Origin of the sequence: Flavobacterium sp. HTF (assembly GCF_003105115.1) — a bacterium.
Classification (GTDB): Bacteria; Bacteroidota; Bacteroidia; order Flavobacteriales; family Flavobacteriaceae; genus Flavobacterium.
The window spans coordinates 121,275-140,074 of sequence record NZ_QETH01000001.1 but is presented as its reverse complement, the minus strand read 5'-3'; the positions used below and the strand labels follow the sequence as shown (position 1 = coordinate 140,074).

General features: G+C 34.4%; 19 protein-coding genes. 17 read left to right on the top strand and 2 right to left on the bottom strand.

Annotated elements, in window-relative coordinates:
- The first annotated feature begins 334 nt into the window (after positions 1–334).
- From DCO46_RS00575 to DCO46_RS00530, 9 genes are all read left to right on the top strand, one after another.
- Positions 335–610, top strand: a complete 276-nt coding sequence (locus DCO46_RS00575; RefSeq protein ID WP_116750648.1) for a hypothetical protein — start codon at positions 335–337, stop codon at positions 608–610.
- Between the two features lie 121 nt (positions 611–731).
- Positions 732–2,174: a hypothetical protein gene (locus DCO46_RS00570; RefSeq protein WP_116750647.1), complete on the top strand. Its 1,443-nt coding sequence runs from the start codon at positions 732–734 to the stop codon at positions 2,172–2,174.
- A 34-nt stretch (positions 2,175–2,208) separates the two neighbouring features.
- On the top strand, positions 2,209–3,096 hold the full coding sequence (locus DCO46_RS00565) for a DMT family transporter (RefSeq protein WP_116750646.1): 888 nt from the start codon (positions 2,209–2,211) through the stop codon (positions 3,094–3,096).
- Positions 3,097–3,951: 855 nt separating this feature from the next.
- On the top strand, positions 3,952–4,659 hold the full coding sequence (locus DCO46_RS00560; RefSeq protein ID WP_116750645.1) for an HAD family hydrolase: 708 nt from the start codon (positions 3,952–3,954) through the stop codon (positions 4,657–4,659).
- Positions 4,659–5,288 (top strand): chloramphenicol acetyltransferase, encoded by a 630-nt coding sequence (locus tag DCO46_RS00555; RefSeq protein ID WP_116750644.1) that lies wholly within the window; start codon positions 4,659–4,661, stop codon positions 5,286–5,288. The genes DCO46_RS00560 and DCO46_RS00555 overlap by 1 nt, the downstream gene beginning before the upstream one ends.
- A 45-nt stretch (positions 5,289–5,333) precedes the next feature.
- The gene (locus tag DCO46_RS00550; protein ID WP_116750643.1) at positions 5,334–6,677 is read left to right on the top strand and encodes a hypothetical protein; all 1,344 of its coding nucleotides are present in this window, start codon (positions 5,334–5,336) and stop codon (positions 6,675–6,677) included.
- A 183-nt stretch (positions 6,678–6,860) separates the two neighbouring features.
- Positions 6,861–7,991, top strand: coding sequence for an OmpA family protein (locus tag DCO46_RS00545; RefSeq protein ID WP_116750642.1), 1,131 nt, complete (start codon positions 6,861–6,863; stop codon positions 7,989–7,991).
- A gap of 203 nt (positions 7,992–8,194) precedes the next feature.
- Complete coding sequence (locus DCO46_RS00540) at positions 8,195–8,713, top strand: ferritin (RefSeq protein WP_116750641.1); 519 nt, start codon at positions 8,195–8,197, stop codon at positions 8,711–8,713.
- A 342-nt stretch (positions 8,714–9,055) separates the two neighbouring features.
- Positions 9,056–9,745 (top strand): DUF2461 domain-containing protein, encoded by a 690-nt coding sequence (locus DCO46_RS00530; protein ID WP_116750639.1) that lies wholly within the window; start codon positions 9,056–9,058, stop codon positions 9,743–9,745.
- 79 nt (positions 9,746–9,824) lie between these two features.
- Here DCO46_RS00530 and DCO46_RS00525 read toward each other — a convergent pair whose 3' ends face one another.
- The gene (locus tag DCO46_RS00525; RefSeq protein WP_116750638.1) at positions 9,825–10,157 is read right to left on the bottom strand and encodes a single-stranded DNA-binding protein; all 333 of its coding nucleotides are present in this window, start codon (positions 10,155–10,157) and stop codon (positions 9,825–9,827) included.
- A gap of 178 nt (positions 10,158–10,335) precedes the next feature.
- On the opposite strand from DCO46_RS00525, the gene DCO46_RS00520 reads away from it, so the two are divergent.
- Genes DCO46_RS00520 through DCO46_RS00505 form a run of 4 tightly spaced genes read left to right on the top strand, consistent with a single transcriptional unit; the run spans position 10,336 to position 15,043 of the window.
- A complete protein-coding gene (locus DCO46_RS00520; RefSeq protein WP_116750637.1) occupies positions 10,336–11,862 on the top strand; it encodes a carbon-nitrogen hydrolase family protein in 1,527 nt (508 codons plus the stop codon).
- A complete protein-coding gene (locus tag DCO46_RS00515) occupies positions 11,859–12,206 on the top strand; it encodes a hypothetical protein (protein WP_116750636.1) in 348 nt (115 codons plus the stop codon). Before DCO46_RS00520 ends, DCO46_RS00515 begins: the two co-directional genes overlap by 4 nt.
- A gap of 12 nt (positions 12,207–12,218) precedes the next feature.
- The gene (locus DCO46_RS00510; protein ID WP_116750635.1) at positions 12,219–14,612 is read left to right on the top strand and encodes a M28 family peptidase; all 2,394 of its coding nucleotides are present in this window, start codon (positions 12,219–12,221) and stop codon (positions 14,610–14,612) included.
- Between the two features lie 11 nt (positions 14,613–14,623).
- Positions 14,624–15,043, top strand: a complete 420-nt coding sequence (locus DCO46_RS00505) for an SRPBCC family protein (RefSeq protein WP_116750634.1) — start codon at positions 14,624–14,626, stop codon at positions 15,041–15,043.
- 141 nt (positions 15,044–15,184) lie between these two features.
- Here the strand turns inward: DCO46_RS00505 and DCO46_RS00500 are convergent, their stop codons facing one another.
- Positions 15,185–15,580, bottom strand: a complete 396-nt coding sequence (locus DCO46_RS00500; protein WP_116750633.1) for a rhodanese-like domain-containing protein — start codon at positions 15,578–15,580, stop codon at positions 15,185–15,187.
- A gap of 144 nt (positions 15,581–15,724) precedes the next feature.
- On the opposite strand from DCO46_RS00500, the gene DCO46_RS00495 reads away from it, so the two are divergent.
- The 4 genes from DCO46_RS00495 to DCO46_RS00480 all read left to right on the top strand — a co-directional run bounded on the left by DCO46_RS00495 (position 15,725) and on the right by DCO46_RS00480 (position 18,709).
- Positions 15,725–16,627 (top strand): LysR family transcriptional regulator, encoded by a 903-nt coding sequence (locus tag DCO46_RS00495; protein ID WP_116750632.1) that lies wholly within the window; start codon positions 15,725–15,727, stop codon positions 16,625–16,627.
- Positions 16,612–17,061, top strand: a complete 450-nt coding sequence (locus DCO46_RS00490) for a GNAT family N-acetyltransferase (protein WP_116750631.1) — start codon at positions 16,612–16,614, stop codon at positions 17,059–17,061. The genes DCO46_RS00495 and DCO46_RS00490 overlap by 16 nt, the downstream gene beginning before the upstream one ends.
- Positions 17,062–17,247: 186 nt before the next feature.
- On the top strand, positions 17,248–18,063 hold the full coding sequence (locus DCO46_RS00485) for an SDR family NAD(P)-dependent oxidoreductase (protein WP_116750630.1): 816 nt from the start codon (positions 17,248–17,250) through the stop codon (positions 18,061–18,063).
- 169 nt (positions 18,064–18,232) lie between these two features.
- On the top strand, positions 18,233–18,709 hold the full coding sequence (locus DCO46_RS00480) for a methylated-DNA--[protein]-cysteine S-methyltransferase (RefSeq protein ID WP_116750629.1): 477 nt from the start codon (positions 18,233–18,235) through the stop codon (positions 18,707–18,709).
- Positions 18,710–18,800: the final 91 nt, after the last annotated feature.

Here is an 18,800-nt window from a genome sequence, read left to right as displayed (position 1 = left end):
TGATTTAGACATATTCATTTGTCATTTCGAGGAACGAGAAATCGCACGCAAGATTCACGCACTGTTGTTGAGTTTCCTGTGCGATTTCTCATTCCTCGAAATGACAACATTGGCAAAAAAACAAACTAAAATTCCTACAATTTGTTATTTGTTTCAAATTTATATTTGTAAGTTTGTTTCGACTAAATACTGAAGACTTTCAATAAAAACTTATTTAAAGTTAATAATAAGCGAACCCTCGTTATGGTGAAGGAGTGGGAAACCACCCTAAATCTATCTTCGGATATTTAGTCACACCTAACACGAGGGTTTCGTGCGTTTAATATTTTCGATTATGACTAAAGAAAATGAAAAAACATCAGAAAAGGCTGTAATGACGGCAATGGCACAATTCCTTTCAAATCTTTGGTTTGAAGAAGACTTTAGGGAACAGCCAGATCATTTAACCGAAATTTTCAAGATTATGCTTGAAAGTGAAATGGGAAATGACCTCAGCCTCCGGACAAAAATGATGAGCTGCATCAGAACCAGTAAAATGTTAGCCAAAACGCTCGAACCGTTTTCGGATAAACAAATTCAAAAGGCCTGCAGCAAATTCGCAACAGTTTAAAACCAACAAAAAAGCGTGAGTCGATTAATATTTTTAGCTGATTCACGCTTTTTGTTTTCTAAATATTTTAAACCAATTATATTTGACGAAAATCATTAACCAAAAGCCAACAACTTGATTTATGTTTAAAAAAATACTTACAGTAATATTTTTCTTCAGCGCTCTATTATCTTTTTCGCAAGAACTTGTGAATTACACTCCTGTTGAGTTAAAACGAAACAGAGATGTTTTTCAAATTGTTGACAATAACAAAAAAGAAACAACTTTATTTATTAGTGATAAAGAGAAAGTAAAAGCTATTTTACTGAATGAAAAAATGCAGATAACTGACAGTATCTCTACCGAAAGACCAGACAAAAAAGTATATACCGATATGATAGGTTATAATACCAATAATTCTAATGCAAGATTATATTGGTCATCTTCAAACCATAAACAGATTTTTTCACAGCTCTACGATTTTAGGAACAGAAAAATTTCAATAAATCAATATACTTTGCCATTTAAAGATGAAGTCTATTTGCAAAAATTCAGTTCAAAAGATAAATTCTATATTCTAAGTGTTATAAAAGAAAGTAGTATTTTTAAGCTGCATATTTTTGACCAGGATGGAAAATACGATACAAAATCTATAGATTTAAACACTTTACGCTTTTATAAAAAAGACTACACAAAAACGAGTTTATATGGTGTTCTGGAAGAAAACTTCCTCCCTTTTGAATCTCCATTTTCTATTCAAAATATTATAACTGAAAACCCAAGCTCAATAGCAGATGGCGCAAAAAAAAGAAAATGTTATTTCAACGAAAAAGAAATTATAATTACGCTAGATACAAATGTCGATTACACGCAAATTCTAACAATAAATTTAGACAGTTACACTATTAGAGAAAAAGTTATTCAAAAACCTATTATTGTAACTCAAAACCGCAGTAATCTAAACTCTAATTCGTTTTATTTTGATAACAAATTATATCAGATTAAAAGCTCTCCTGACTCTTTTGCCTTTACAATTAAAAATCTGGAAGGAGATTTACTAAAAGAATTCAATGTAACTCCCGATACTCCTATAGATTTTAAAAATTCAGATATTTATCAGGAAGGAAGCGATTTCGGAGGGAAAAGAATATTAGAAAACAGTTCTCAATTTATCCGAAAAGTAAACAATTTATATTCTGGAATTTCATGTTATCATATTGGAGAAAATACACTTGTAACTCTTGGTAGCGTTTCTGAGTTGAAACAATCTACGGGACAAATTGCTCTAGGCCAATTCGGTCTGGTTGGCGCAATTGCTGCTTCTGCTATTTATTATAATCCAACGATGCAAAGTTTTAATTCATACGCTAATCGAAAAGTTGTGAAGATAGAATGTTTATTCGACAAAGATAATAATCATATTAAAGAAGAATTAAAACCGCTTGCCTTTGATAAAATCAGAACTTTTTTTGATGAAAATACAGATGTTTCATCACAGACCTTATACAAATTAGATTCAAATTATTATCTGGGGTATTACGACAATAAAACAAAAGAATATATCATTAGGAAATTTTTTGATTAATTAAAAAAATTAGTACACGTTTAAAAAACACCCCATGAAACTGACCAAACCAAGATTAGCCTTAATCTGCGGTATACTCTGCATTTCCATTTTTCCGATTTTAGTAAAACTCCGTCTCGCTCCCGGATTGATTTCGGCATTTTACCGTATGGCATTTGCTGTAATATTGCTTTTGCCTTATGTGCTTTTGAGTAAAAATTTTAAACTTCCAACAATAAAATTTACTCTTTTGGCAGCGCTTTGCGGAATCTTATTTGCTTCGGATGTTGCGGTTTGGAATATTGCGATTCAGGAGTCAAGTGCAACACAAGCTTCTTTATTGACCAATTTATCACCGGTTTGGGTTGGTGTTGGTACATTTTTGTTTTTAAAATCAAAACCGGCAACGAATTTCTGGATCGGAACTCTGGTCGCTTTATTGGGAATGATAACTTTGGTAGGTTTTGAGTTTTTTATCGAAATGAATTTCAATCAGGCATTTCTGTTTGCGGTTTTATCCGGAATTCTATATTCGATCTATCTTTTGGTCAGCAAAAATGTATTGTCACAGGTTGATGTGTTGTCTTTTATGACCATTAGCTTACTGGCTTCAAGTATTTATCTGGGTATTCTTTGTTATTTGCTAAACGAACCTTTCTCAGGATTTTCAAATACCGGTTGGTTTGTGTTATTATTGCAGGCTGTGATTTGCCAATTGTGCGCCTGGCTTTCTATTAGTTACGCTACTCAACACATGCGTGCTACAAGGGTTTCGTTAAGTTTATTAAGTCAGGCTGTAATTACTTCAATATTAGCTTGGTTGTTTTTGGAAGAACGAATAACTTTACAAATGGTTTTTGGCGGAATCATTTTGCTTTTCGGAATCAGAATTACTTTTTACGATAAGACGATTTCTCTAAAGAGACTATTTTCAAAAAATTAATTAAAAAGGTTTCACGCAGATTTGGCAGATTGAGCAGATTATTTATCAAAAAAATTAGTCTCAATTCCTGAATTCGTGGTAGAATGTTTCACGCAGATTGAGCAGATTAAGGAGATTTTTTTGAATCATTTTAAGCTGCGGCAAAAAATTTGTGCCAATTAGTGTAATTCGTGGCAGAAAGCTTCACGCGGATTGAGCAGATCAGGCAGATTCTTTTTGAATCATTTTAGTCTTTTAAACTGTGGCGAAAAATTTGTGCCAATTCTTGTAATTCGTGGCAGAAAGCCTCACGCAGATTGAGCAGATCAGGCAGATTCTTTTTGAATCATTTTAGTCTTTTAAACTGTGGCGAAAAATTTGTGGGAATTCGCGTAATTTGTGGTAGAATGTTTCACGCAGATTGAGCAGATTAAGGAGATTTTTTTGAATCATTTTAGTCTTTTAAACTGTGGCGAAAAATTTGTGGGAATTCGCGTAATTTGTGGTAGAATGTTTCACGCAGATGAGAAGATCAGGCAGATTCTTTTTGAATCATTTTAGTCTTTTAAACTGTGGCGAAAAATTTGTGCCAATTCGTGTAATTCGTGGCAGAAAGCCTCACGCAGATTGAGCAGATCAGGCAGATTCTTTTTGAATCATTTTAGTCTTTTAAACTGTAGAGAAAAATTTGTGGGAATTCGCGTAATTTGTGGTAGAATGTTTCACGCAGATTGAGCAGATCAGGCAGATTTTTTTTTGAACTATTTTAGTCTGTGGCAAAAAATTTGTGCCAATTCGTGTAATTCGTGCGAAAACCCAAAACCTGAAACCTGAAACCTGAAACTTGAAACAAAAAAACCCTGAAACAAAAAAACTATGTTACATAAAAGCAAAATTCCAAACCTTAAAGTAATTGCATTTGATGCTGATGATACTTTATTTGTAAACGAACCTTATTTTCAGGAAACCGAACATAAATTTTGTGCTTTGATGGAAGATTATCTTTCCCATCAGGGTATTTCGCAGGAATTATTCAAAATTGAAATTGAAAACTTACCGCTTTACGGTTACGGAATCAAAGGATACATTCTTTCCATGATCGAAGCGGCAATGAATATTTCAAACAATACCATTCCCGTTGAAGTCATTGAAAAAATCATTCAGTACGGAAAAGAATTACTCGAAAAACCAATCGAACTTCTTGACGGAATCGAAGAAACGCTTCAGGCTTTGCATGGAAAATACAAACTGGTCGTTGCTACAAAAGGCGATTTAAAAGATCAGCACAGCAAATTGCACCGCTCAGGTTTGGGACATTATTTTCACCATATTGAAGTTATGTCAGACAAACAGGAAATTGATTATGAAAAATTGCTTGGACGTCTGGATATTCAGGCACACGAATTTTTGATGATCGGAAATTCATTGAAATCAGATGTATTGCCTGTTTTGGGAATTGGCGGTTATGCGGTTCATATTCCTTTTCACACCACCTGGGAGCACGAAAAGATTAGCCATAAAGTAGAACATAAACATTTTAGTTCTTTTGAAAAAATCACAGAAGTGATTAATAATTTATTGTAATGAAGACACTTTTAGATTTAGAAAACTGGAACAGAAAAGAACATTTTGCTCATTTCCGACAAATGGAAGAGCCTTTTTTTGGGGCAACCGTAGAAATTGACTGCACAAAAGCCTATCAAACGGCAAAGAGCCTCAATGTTTCTTTTTTTATCTATTATCTGCACAAAACTTTGGTGGCTGTAAACACAATTGAAAATTTTAAGTACAGGATTTCAGACGATAAAATTTACATCAATGACCGTGTCGATGTTTCGGCAACTATTGGGCGTGAAGATGGCACTTTCGGATTTTCATTAATTGAATATAATCCGGATTTGAAGATATTCCAAGAAAATGCCCTGGCAGAAATTGCACGCATCCAAAACACTACCGGACTTTTTACAAGAGAATTTAATGATGATAATGTTATTCATTTCTCGGCAATTCCGTGGTTAAATTTTACATCGCTTACGCATGCCCGCAGTTTTACCTATCCGGATAGCTGCCCGAAAGTTTCTTTCGGAAAAATGATGACTGCTGAATCCGGAAAAAGAACCATTTCAATGGCCGTTTATGTTCACCATGGCCTGATGGATGGTTTGCATTTAGGCCAGTTTGTAGATTACTTTCAGGAACTGATGAATTCATAACAGGATTCGGGCGTTAATTTTGAATTGATTTTATTCTTAAAAAATATGAGGAAACTATTTCTGTTTTTAACTGTGATTTACCATACTCTTCTGTTGGGTCAGACAGTAGTTACCACTTACCCTCTGGATATTAAAAACCCAAAAGAATCAGATCAGATTTTAAACTTTGAAAATGCGGTTACCCATGAAGTTGTTACGTTTATAGCTTCACAGGAAAACTTTACCATTTTAAAATACAATAGCGCCTTATTCCTCACAGACCAGTTTACCGGTCCGGTAGAATTTAAAAACAGGTCGCTGATGGGATATAGCTTCAGCGAAGACGGGAATCCCACTTTATACTGGTATTCAGAAATATCAAAAGATATTATAATTGTCAAATATTATTTTGAATCCAAAGCATCAAAAGCTTTAAAATTTCAATTTGAGGTTTCAAGCGAGTTAATTGTTACTTCATTTCAAAAAGACAACACTTTTAATCTGTTAACACAACACAAATCTGCACCCGCGCTTATTCTATATGTTTTTAAAAACGGAATTGTTGAGGAAAAAATACTTGATTTTACGCCTTTTAAGTTTCAGGACAGAAAAACACAACCCCGATCTTTAAATCAGATCCTCAGGGATTATCCTATTGAAAAAATGGAACCGGGTCAATATAATCCGTTATCCAAAGTTGTCAGTAAGACCAAATTGTACCTGTTAAGCAATCGGTTGATTTTGACTTTTGATCACAGTCTGAAAAAAACGCAGTTGTTTGACATAAACCTCAACAATCTTGAAATAAAAGAGCAAAACTTTTTGCAGCCGGATCATAAAAAAGTAAGCCGGTCTTCTAACTCTTACTACCATGAAAACAAACTGTTTCAGATTAATGTCAATTCAGATGAACTTTTGCTGGATGTAAAGCAACTTGATTCTCAAACGGTAATGAAAAGTATTGCGGTTTCAAAAAACGATACAATCCGTTTTAAAAATTCTCCTTTATTGATTCAAAGGGATAATTTTAAACCAACAGAATTAAAAAATACCGCTAAGTTTCTGCAGCAGTTATCTTCTTCAGATCTTGGTGTATCGGTTTTTAAAAACAAAAAGAATCTTTTTATTACCCTCGGAGGACAGCAACTAATAGATCAGGGTTTTGATGGATTTCAACCAATCGTAATGTCAAAAAGCATTTTTTTTGAAACAATCTGGACCAAAGCATTGGAATTTACTACGGAAGAACAGCAGCCGCTTGCCTTAGATAAAATCTATCTCTTTATGGACAGCCACACAGAAGTGGCACTGGAAAATATAATGAAATTTAAAGATTACTTCATTTTAGGCTATTTTGATACTAAAACAAAACAGTATACCATGCGTAAGTTTACTGACGGATATGATTAAAACCCTTATTCGCTTCATAAAAGACAAAAATTAATTTTTACTAAGACACTTATTCCTAATCACTTAATGTAATTGTAATATTTGTCTTATTTTTTTAAGCTTATTTTGATATATTTATGTCTTAAAGTGGAAGAAAAACCCTTCAATTAATTGTTGGTTTGCGGAAATTTAAATTTTAAAAAAATGAAAAAATTCGCAAGTTTATTAATGTTTTCGCTTGCATTTGCAAACGTAAATGCACAAAGCGAGAAAACAACTTCTGATGGTTATAATAAATGGTCCATAGAAGCTTCCGGAGGTTACAATAAACCACAAAGTCCTTTTAGTGATAGTTATTTTACATCTACTCCAAGCCCGTACACACTTGATTTAGGGTTCCGTTACATGCTGAACAATGAATTCGGTCTGAAGCTGGATGCAGGTTACAACAGATTAACAAACAAAAAAAATTCTGCAGATTTTGATACCAAGTATTACAGAGCAGATTTACAAGGTGTTGCAAACCTTGGAAGAATCATGAATTTTGAAACCTGGACTAACACTTTTGGTTTATTAGGACATGCTGGTTTTGGTGTTTCAAGATTAGACAGCAAGGACAATGGTAAGGACTACATGGGTAATTTTATTGTTGGTATTACAGGACAAATCAAATTATCAAACAGAGTAGCACTAACAGCTGATTTTAGCAGTATTGCCAATTGTTCACAAGATTTAACTTTTGATGGGGCCAGAATCCCGGATTCAAGAGGATTTAACGGAAAACTTTTTACAGGTACTGTAGGTCTGAATGTTTATCTAGGTAAATATGCAAAACATGCTGACTGGACTGTGAGAAGCAACAATGCTGATGTTAGCGGTTTAGAAGGCAAAATTGCCGATCTTGAAAATCAGGTTAAAACAATAGCAGATAAAAAACCAACTGTTATAGAAAAACCAGTTGCAGGTCCTGCTCCGGTAGAAAAAGATCTGATTAAAAACATGATCAACGATAAGTATTTCAGTGTTTATTTTGATTTCAACAAATCAACTCCTGCTGAAACATCAACTGCTGCTTTAGATGTTGTTTTGACTTACTTAAAAAACAATCCGTCTTCATCTGTTGATTTGTTAGGATATGCTGATCAGATTGGTAAATCAGAATACAATGAAAAATTATCTCTTGCAAGAGCAAACAATGTAAAAACCATCTTAGAGAAAGCTGGTATTGCCCCTTCAAGAATAAATGTTTTAGCTCAGGGAGCTGATACAACTATCGCAAAAGATTCTGAAGAAGCCAGAAGATTAGCACGCAGAGTTACTTTCAAAATAAAATAGATTACAGTTTTTTTAATTAAAATTAGCCCTAAAGGAATTTCTTTTAGGGCTTTTTTGTACTCAGCAAATATGTGATTATTTCATCACTAAAATCATTTCTGCCATTTTCATTGTATTTAGTCTGAATCTGAATTGTTTACAATAGCTGATAACAGAAGTCTTAATTCCTTAATTTTTTTTAACTTTACAAAAAACTCAAGATTATGTTATCAAAAAATATAGAAGAAGCATTAAACAAGCAAATCAGAATTGAAGCTGAGTCTTCACAAACTTATTTATCAATGGCTTGTTGGGCAGAAGTACACGGATTAGAAGGAATTGCTCAATTTATGTACACACAGTCAGACGAAGAGCGCGCACACATGCTTAAATTAGTAAAGTATGTAAACGAGCGTGGCGGACATGCAGTAATTACAGATTTAAAAGCTCCGAAAATAACCTATTCTACATTTAAAGAAATGTTTGAAGAACTTTATAACCACGAAATTTTTGTATCAGAATCTATCAACGAATTAGTACATATTACTTTTTCAGAAAAAGATTATGCTACACACAATTTCTTACAGTGGTATGTTTCTGAACAAATCGAAGAAGAAGCTACAGCAAAATCTATCTTAGATAAAATTAACCTGATAGGTGAAGACAAAGGCGGGCTTTACTTGTTCGACCGTGATATTCAGCAATTAACAGTTACAAGTTCTATTGCAATCAATCCAAAATAAAAATAGTTAAAGTTTATTTAGAATACATAAAAATAACTTTATTCGTTTTATATTTGTCTCAGTTTTATAATTGAGATGAACTGTGAGCAAGAAAGATAAAGTTAAGGACAAAGACAAAAAGAAGGATAAAAAGAAAAAAAAAGAAATCCTTGATAAGATTAAGAAGATTGAAAACTGTAAATCTTCCTGCTGTGAGAAATATAAAAAGAGCGAAAAGAAACGCTGCTCACGCTGTCCTATGTTTGATTTATTCAAAAAAACTGCTTAACAAAATATAGAAAACCCACCGAGAAATCAGGTGGGTTTTTATTTAAATCACAATCGTTTTTTCAATTAAAATTTATGGAAAACCCAATTATACCAAAATCCAGCCTTGATTTTTTATACCAGCTAAAAGAAAATAACAACAAACCCTGGTTTGAAGAAAATAAACCGAAATACCTGACCGAATTAAACCATATCGAAACTTTTGCGGGTGCTTTACTTCATGAATTATCCAAAACTGATGTTCTGGAAACAGCTTCCGGCAAAAGAAGTGTCTACCGTATTTATCGTGACATTCGCTTTTCAAAAGACAAAACTCCTTTTAAAACTTTTTGGGGAGGCAGCTACACGCGCGCAACAGCAGCAAGACGAGGTGGTTATTATTTTCATATCGAAAAAGGAAATAGTTTTTTTGCCGGTGGTTTTTGGGGACCTAATGCAGCAGATTTAAAACGAATAAGAGCAGAATTTGCTCATGACCCTGAAACTTTTGAAAAAATATTGAACTCAAAATCGTTTGTCAGCAACTTTGGAACTTTGCAGGGCGAACAGCTCAAAACAGCTCCAAAAGGTTTTGATGTAAATCATCCGGCGATTGATTTGCTTCGTTTTAAACAATTTTTGGTCATAAAGCGATTTACAGATGACGAAGTATTGAGTCCGTTATTTCTGGAAAAAGCCCTCGATGCATTTAAAAACATGAGACCATTTTTTGATTATATGAGCGAAGTACTTACAACTGATATCAATGGTGGTTCAATTTTGTAAAAAACAACACTTTCTAAAATATAAAACCCGACAATTCCGATACATCGGTACTGCCGGGTTTACTAATCAATTCAAAATCTTATTTACTTAGCAGTAAAATTTCATTTACAACAACTTCCGTAATATATCTTTTTTCTCCGTTTTTATCATCATAGCTCCTGTGTGTAAGTTTTCCGTCTATAGCAACTTCTTTCCCTTTCACAACATACTTTTCGATAATTTCAGCCGTTTTTCCCCAGGCTGTAACACGATGCCATTCTGTTTGCTCTACCTTCTCGCCTTTATCATTAGTGTACCTTTCGTTTGTGGCGATAGTCAGATGAGCTAGTTTTGTTCCGCTCTCTAAGATTTTAATTTCCGGTTCGTTTCCAACGTTTCCAATTAATTGCACTCTGTTTTTCATTGCATTCATGGCATATACTATTTAAATGTTTTTATAATGAATTCGTTTATCAAATTCGACATGGCAAAGATGCGGCAGTGATCAAGAAACATGCGGTTGCAAAGTATTTACTTTCGGTTGTAATTGCTTGTAAACGTTTGCAAATGGAAAATAGTTTTCGTATATTTGAGATAAACCTTACAAATATATGCAGGCACAAATTAATAAAGTCGAATTGAGAAATCTGGAATTTGACGATTACAAGCAGTTAAAAAACTCAATGGTCGAATCTTATCCGGAAATGGCCAACTCTTATTGGAGATCTAATGATATCAAAAAATTACTTTCTATATTTCCGGAAGGTCAGTTTGTTATACTAGTTGACGGAATCGTGGTAGGATCTGCGCTGTCGTTAATTATTGATGAAAAATTTGTCGATAAAAAACACAATTATAATCAGGTCGTTGGTAATTATACTTTTTCAACCCATAATCCAAACGGGGAAATTTTATATGGTATTGATGTATTTATTCATCCACATTACCGTGGTTTACGTCTTGGGCGTCGTTTGTATGATGCCAGAAAGGAACTTTGTGAGCAATTAAACCTTAAAGCAATTGTATTTGCCGGAAGGATTCCAAATTATGCGCAACATGCCAAAAAAATTACGCCAAGAACTTATATTGATAAAGTAAAGCATAAAGAATTGCATGATCCGGTACTTTCTTTTCAGTTAAGTAACGATTTTCACGTTTTACGAATCATCAAAAATTATTTAGCAGGCGACGAAGAATCAAAGGAATTTGCTGTGCTTTTAGAATGGAACAATGTCTATTACGATGATAGTCCGACACTTCTTACCCAAAAAAGTGTTATCCGTTTGGGATTAATTCAATGGCAAATGCGCCAGCTCAACAATATTGATGCTTTGTTTGAGCAAGCCGAATTTTTTATTGATGTCGTTTCAGGTTATGGAAGTGACTTTGCTTTATTTCCGGAACTTTTCATAGCACCTTTAATGGCAGATTACAATCATTTATCTGAAGCAGAAGCTATTCGGGAACTCGCCCGTTACTCTGACCCGATCAGGAAGCGTTTTCAGGAATTTGCAATTTCGTATAACATCAATATCATTACCGGAAGTATGCCTTACTTAGACAATGGTAATTTATATAATGTTGGTTTTTTATGTAAAAGAGACGGAACTTCTGAAATGTATACCAAAATACACGTAACGCCAAATGAAGTTCAGCATTGGGGAATGAAAGGCGGATCTCACTTTCAGACCTTTGATACTGACTGTGGCAAAATCGGAATTTTGATTTGTTATGATGTCGAGTTCCCGGAACTTTCACGAATTATGGCAAACGAAGGCATGAACATTCTCTTCGTTCCTTTTCTGACAGATACCCAAAATGCATATACCCGAGTAAAACATTGTTCGCAGGCCAGGGCTATAGAAAATGAATGTTATGTTGCCATTGCAGGCTGTGTGGGTAATTTGCCAAAAGTAAACAACATGGATATTCAGTATGCACAGGCATCCGTTTTTACACCATCTGATTTTGCTTTTCCGAGTAATGGAATAAAGGCAGAAGCAACTCCCAATACCGAAATGACCTTAATTGTTGATGTCGATCTGAATCTGCTCAAACACCTCCATGAACATGGTAGCGTGCGTATCCTGAAAGACCGAAGAAATGATTTATATGAAGTTAAAAAAATAGAGAAATGAAAACATGCCTTGAATGTTCTGAAAAAATTGTCGGCCGTGAAGACAAGAAATTCTGTTCGGACAGCTGTAGAAATGCCTATAACAACAAAATAAATAAGGATAGTAATAATTTCATGCGAAATATAAACAATAAATTACGCAAAAATTACCGTATTCTGTCAGAACTGAACACAGAAGGAAAATCAAAGACAACCAGAGAGAAAATGATAAACAAAGGCTTTGATTTTGATTTTTTTACTAATATTTTGCAGACCAAAACAGGCAACACTTATTATTTTCTATACGACCAGGGATACAGGTCATTAGACAATGATTATTTTATGCTTGTGAAAAAAGAAATTTAGTATATTTCGACTATGAAAAAAAATCCTACTTCAATACTAGCTTTTCTATGCATAATTGCCATTTTGGCAATAATATATGCGACAATGATGCCTCAGTGGGTTTCTAAAAATGAAGAAGCCTTAGCGGAATTTTCAACAGAGAGAGCATTAAACCAGGTCAGAATCATATCGCAAAAACCCCATTTTGTAGGTTCGACAAATCATGAACTGGTTGCTAATTATCTTAAACTTGAACTGAACCGAATTGGTTTAGAAACTTCTATTCAGGAAGGATATACACTCAATGACAAAGGTTTATTGGTAAAATCAAAAAACATCCTTGCCCGTATAAAAGGATCTGATAACTCAAAAGCGCTTTTACTTCTTTCCCATTATGATAGTGCCCCACACTCATTTTCTAAGGGAGCCAGTGATGATGCCTCAGGAGTTGCCACTATCCTTGAAGGTGTGCGTGCTTTTTTATATTCAAATCAGCCTCATAAAAATGATATTATCATTCTTTTTTCTGATGCCGAAGAATTAGGATTAAACGGTGCAGCCCTTTTTGTAAACAAGCATCCGTGGTCAAAAGATGTAGGTTTGGTTTTAAACTTTGAAGCCAGAGGTTCTGCAGGTCCAAGCTATATGCTTATGGAAACCAACAAAGGAAACGAAGCTCTTGTTAAAGAATTTGCAAACGCAAAGACCAAATTTCCGGTTTCAAATTCACTAATGTACAGCATTTACAAAATGCTGCCTAACGATACCGATCTTACTGTTTTCAGAGAACAGGGAAATATCCAGGGATTTAATTTTGCTTTTATCGACGGGCATTTTAACTATCATACTCAACAGGACGATATCCAGCATTTAAACAAAACTACGCTTACTCACCAGGGAACATACTTAATGCCTTTGATGAAGTATTTTTCGAATATCGATTTAAATACAACAGCCAGTACAAAAGACAATGTTTATTTTAATGCTCCTTTCGGATATTTTATAAGTTACCCTTTTGAATGGGTTGCCCCTATGACATTTATTGCCTTAGGATTATTAATTATTTTTATCTTCATCGGAAAAGTAAAACGTGTCATCTCTTTCAGGGAGATTTTCAGAGGATTTGTTCCATTATTGGGATCCGTTATCATTGCAGGACTGGTTACTTTTTTAGGATGGAAAATTATTGGGGAGATATATCCGCAGTATTCTGATTTTTTGAATGGGTTCACTTATAACGGACATGCCTACATTGGGGCTTTTGTAACACTAAGCATTGCAATTTGTTTTGCTTTTTACCACCATTTCTCAGAAGGAAAAATTACGATGAATCATTTCGTAGCACCTTTGTTGCTTTGGATCATCATTAATGCCTTTTTGGCTAATAGCTTAACGGGAGCAGGATTCTTAATTATTCCCGTTTACTTCGGAATATTTTTATTTGGAATTTTCGTTATCACGCAACATTACAGTTTAGGACTGAATTTATTGTTTAGTATTCCTGCATTGGCAATTGTTGCTCCGTTTATCGTAATGTTTCCGGTTGGTTTAGGGTTAAAAATACTTTTCGGAAGCGCTGTTCTTACTGTTTTGCTTTTCGGATTATTGCTTCCGGTATTTGGGGCATTTTCTAAAAAAGGAGCCTGGACAATGTTGTTCTTTGTTATTTCGATTGGCTTTTTTGTGTATGCGGGTATCCATTCGGGTTACGAACAAGGCAAAGCGAAATCAAACAGTTTACTGTATGTTTATAATGCCGATAACGATTCGGCAGTCTGGACAACTTACGATACAAACCTTGATGACTGGACCAAATCATACCTGGGACAAATGAATCAAAAAGCAGTTGGTCTAAACGGGCTTCCAATAGCAAGCAAATACAACTCAACTTTTAGCTACAGCGCCATTGCGCCAAAAGTTGATGTTCCGAAACCAACTATCACCTTCATAAAAGACAGTGTAGTAGGCAACAACAGGTATTTAAAAATAAAAATCACACCAAATCGCAAAGTCAATCGTTACGACATTTATGCAAACCGAAAAATGACGTTTTACAATTTTAAGGCGAATGGAGTGGAAACTTCAGGTCAAAAATCAAATCGTTTAGAACGTGATGATATAAAAATATTATGTTATTATGTTGTAGGAAATGAACCGCTTGTAATGGATTTTTACATTAATAAATCATCTGTTTTTGATATGGATCTTATTGAAAGTTCTTTTGATTTAATGACAAATCCGTTATTAAATATCAAGCCAAGAAGCGAATGGATGATGCCGACACCTTTTGTTCTGAATGATGCCGTTTTAATTCAACAGAAAATAAAAAGATATACAGCGCCTTTGAAACCGATTGAAACTGCTCCTGTAAAAGATAGTGTCGTTATTGCAAAAGATAGTTTAGCGCCGATTGCTAAACCCGAATAAATAAAATAATTATGGCAACAAACATTTCTACAATCATTCTCAATGCCCCAGTCGAAAAAGTATGGAATGCCTTAACGCAACCGGAATTGGTCAAGCAATGGCAGTATGGAAGTGATTTACTTACAGATTGGAAAACCAATCATGAAATCAGATTTAGAAATGAATGGGAAGGCCAGGTTTTTGAGCAATGGGGAACTGTTTTAGAAGTTATACCAAATAAGAAAATTAAATATTCGTTGTTTTTTCCAAGACCCGAATTAGAAGATAAACCGGAGAATTATTTTATCATGAGTTATATTTTATCTGAAGAAAATCAGAAAACAAAACTCGAAATAATTCAGGAAGACAATCGTCCCGGAGCTGTACAGGAAGAACCACAAGGTGAAGAAAATCCGATTCTTCAGGGATTAAAAGCTTTGATTGAATCGTAAATTAGGTTCAAAGGTACAAAGATTTAAAAAAGCACTATGAAAATAGTGCTTTTTGTTTTTTAGATATGCTAAGAAACCTTAGAACCTTAGAACCTTAGAACCTTTGCTCCTCTGCACCTTTGTACCTTTGTACCTGGAAAATTAACACGCACATTCTATTTTCGATCCCGTTTTTATACCATTTGTACCTTCAGTAGCATAACCATCAAACTTCCACCACTCTATTCCTCCCATTAGCTCTTTTACTTTAAAACCTAATTTTGCCATATTGAGTGCGCCTTTGGTTGAAGCGTTGCAGCCAATTCCGTCGCAATAAGTTACATACAAAACTTCTTTATCCAGATGTTTAGTTGTTTCCGTGTTCATTTCGCGATGCGGAATATTAATAGCTGTCGGAATATGTTCCGCTTCAAAACCAAATGCTTTTCGGGCATCAATTACAACCACTTTTTCTCCGTTATTCAAAACATCAAACAAATCAGAAGGATCCATTTCAAATGCTAATTTATTCTCATAATGTTTAATCTGTGCTTCCATTGTATTATCGTTTTTAGGATTAATTTTTTCAAAAGTAACTGAACATTAAACACCATAATAACGAAAAGAATTCATCAATTTGATTACTTTTTTTCATGAAAATCCATTCTAAAATTTTGTTCCTTTGTATCTAATTCTATAAAAATGGAAATACGTCATTTACGATTGATCAAAGCAATTGTCGAAGAAGGAAGCATCACCAAAGCAATTGATAAACTTCACCTGACACAATCGGCGTTGAGTCATCAGCTCAAAGAAGCTGAATATCAATTGGGAACTGCGATTTTTTTAAGAACAAATAAAAAACTGGTTTTGACTCAGGCCGGAGAAAAAATCTATGAAACCGCCAAAGAAATCTTAGAAAAACTTTCTCAAACCGAAACCCAGATCAAACAAATGGTTTTTGGTGAATATGGCGAAATCAGAATCAGTACCGAATGTTTCTCAAGTTACCACTGGCTTCCTTCGGTTTTAAAGCAGTTTCATCTTTTGTACCCCAATGTTGAATTAAAAATTGTAGCAGAAGCGACGCATATTCCGCTACAAAAATTATTGGAAAATGTAATTGATATTGCTATTGTCAGCGACCAGATAAAGGACACGAATATTAAATATACTGAGCTGTTTCAGGATGAAGTCGTTATGGTGGTTTCAGAAAATCATTGCTGGGCAGATAAAAAATACGTTGTTGCAGAGGATTTTATCAATGAACATTTGCTGATTCACTCCCTTCCGATGGAAACGGTTACTATTCATCAGTTTCTTCTGGCTCCTGCCAAAGTCACTCCAAAAAAAATTACGCCTATGCCATTAACCGAAGCTTCGCTGGAAATGGTCAAAGCAGATATGGGCGTCATGTCAATGGCAAAATGGGCTTTGTTGCCACATTTAAAAACGAGTCCGGTAAAAGCGATTAAGATTGGTAAAAACGGCTTAAAAAGAAAACATTTTATTGCCGTTCGCGAAAATCAGCAATACCCTAATTATTTTCATCATTTCATAACCTTTTTACAAACCGAAATCAATCTTCAATGGAATATTCAATAAGAAATTGCGAGCCATCAGATTTGCCCCAATTAATTGTTTTGTGCCAAAAGCATGCAGAATACGAAAAAGCCGATTTTTCTCCTCAAGGGAAAGAAAAAGGCTTAAAAGAAGCTTTATTTAGTAAACATCCCAAGATGTTTTGTCTGGTTGTGGCAATTGATGATGATATTGTGGGTTATGTTTCTTATAATTTCACCTATTCAACCTGGAGCGCTGGCGATTTCATTTACATGGATTGTTTGTTTTTGGAGGAAAAAGCCCGAAATTTTGGAATTGGAGAAGTTCTAATCAATAAATTGAAGCAAATCGGAAAAGAGAAAAACTGCGTCAACATGCAGTGGCGTACTCCACAATTTAACGAAAGAGCTATTAAATTCTACCAAAGAATAGGTGCAAAAGGAAAAGATAAAGTTTGCTTTTTTCTGGATTTGTAATCAAAAAACATTTTCTTTTTGTCATTCTTAGCGACGAAGTATCACAATCAAAACCTCGACAAAGATTGGCGATTTAGCATGCGCCCCGAAGTTTCGGGATTGTGCGATCCTTCGTCGCTAAGAATGACAAGTTTGTGTATAACCTTTGTAACTTTGCAACTCTGAACCTTTGCAACTTTAAAATAAATGAAACAAATAAGCATATTAGGCTGTGGCTGGCTAGGTTTACCCTTAGCGAAAAAATTAATCGAAAAAGGAAATTCGGTAAAGGGATCAACAACTTCAGAAAACAAACTTCCGATTCTGAAAAACTCAGGAATAAACCCTTTTTTGGTTACACTTGAAAGCGAAAGTGTTTCTGAAAGTATAAATGAGTTTTTAGCGGAAAGCGAAATTTTAATTATAGATATTCCTCCTAAGCTGCGCGGAAATAATCCGGATACAGAAAAGAAAGTTTTTGTAGAAAAGATTACCCATCTGATTCCGTTTATAGAAAAATCAACTATCAAAAAAGTACTTTTCGTAAGTTCAACCTCTGTATATGGAAATGAAAACGATTTTATTAATGAAGAAACAATTCCAAATCCAGAAACGGAAAGCGGGAAGCAATTGCTTTTGACCGAAAATATTCTTCTTGAAAACAAAAACTTCCAAACCAGCATTTTACGCTTCGGCGGATTAATCGGCGAAGACCGTCATCCTGTAAAACATTTATCTGGAAAAGAAAACGTTGAACATCCTGATGCTCCGGTAAATTTAATTCATCAAAAGGATTGTATCGGGATTATTAAAAAAATCATAAACCAAGCAAAATGGAATGAGGTTTTCAATGCCGTTGCGCCTTTTCACCCCACTAGAGCGGAATATTACACTCAAAAAGCCAAAGAACATAACTTAGCTTTACCAAAATTCAGTTCTGAAAAATCGAGTATTAAAAAAGTTATTACGAGCGAAAAAATTGAGAATGTTTTGGATTATCAGTTTAACCTGGAAAATTATTAGAGATTGTTAGGAGGAGCGAAGTCGAAGCCCGGTTTCATAAGCCTTCGACTTCGCTCAGGATAACAATCGTTGTTAACAAATTCCAACTTAAATTACTTATATAACTTATATGGTTTAAAAAAACTTTGCGAACTTTGTGTAAACGTTAGCGCCTTTGTGGTAAAAAAATATGGAAACAGTTTATATTAACTCTCCTTTAGGAATCACCAAGATCATTGGAGATGAAAATGGTATTGCTGTAATTTCTGTTTCTGATGTTGGAACCAATGAGGTTTCTGCAGAAGTTCCAAAGGTTTTAAAAGATGCCGTTTCTCAACTTGAAGAATATTTTAACGGAAAAAGAACTGATTTTGATCTAAAACTAAATCCAAAAGGCACAGAATTTCAACAAAAAGTATGGAAAGTGTTGTTAGAAATTCCATACGGAAAAACCGTAAGTTATATGGATCAGACCAAAAAGCTCGGCGACATAAAAGCGATTCGTGCCGTAGCGTCTGCAAATGGTAAAAATCCGCTTTGGATTGTTGTTCCCTGTCATCGTGTAATTGGTACAAATGGTTCACTTACTGGTTATGCCGGAGAAATATGGCGAAAAAAATGGCTTTTGGAACATGAAAACCCGAGCACACAACAAAGTTTGTTTTAAAACAAACACAAATTTCACAGATTTACACAAATTAAAATTATACTATTATATTTACAAAACTATTATTTGTGTAATTAACTAAGTCTAAATC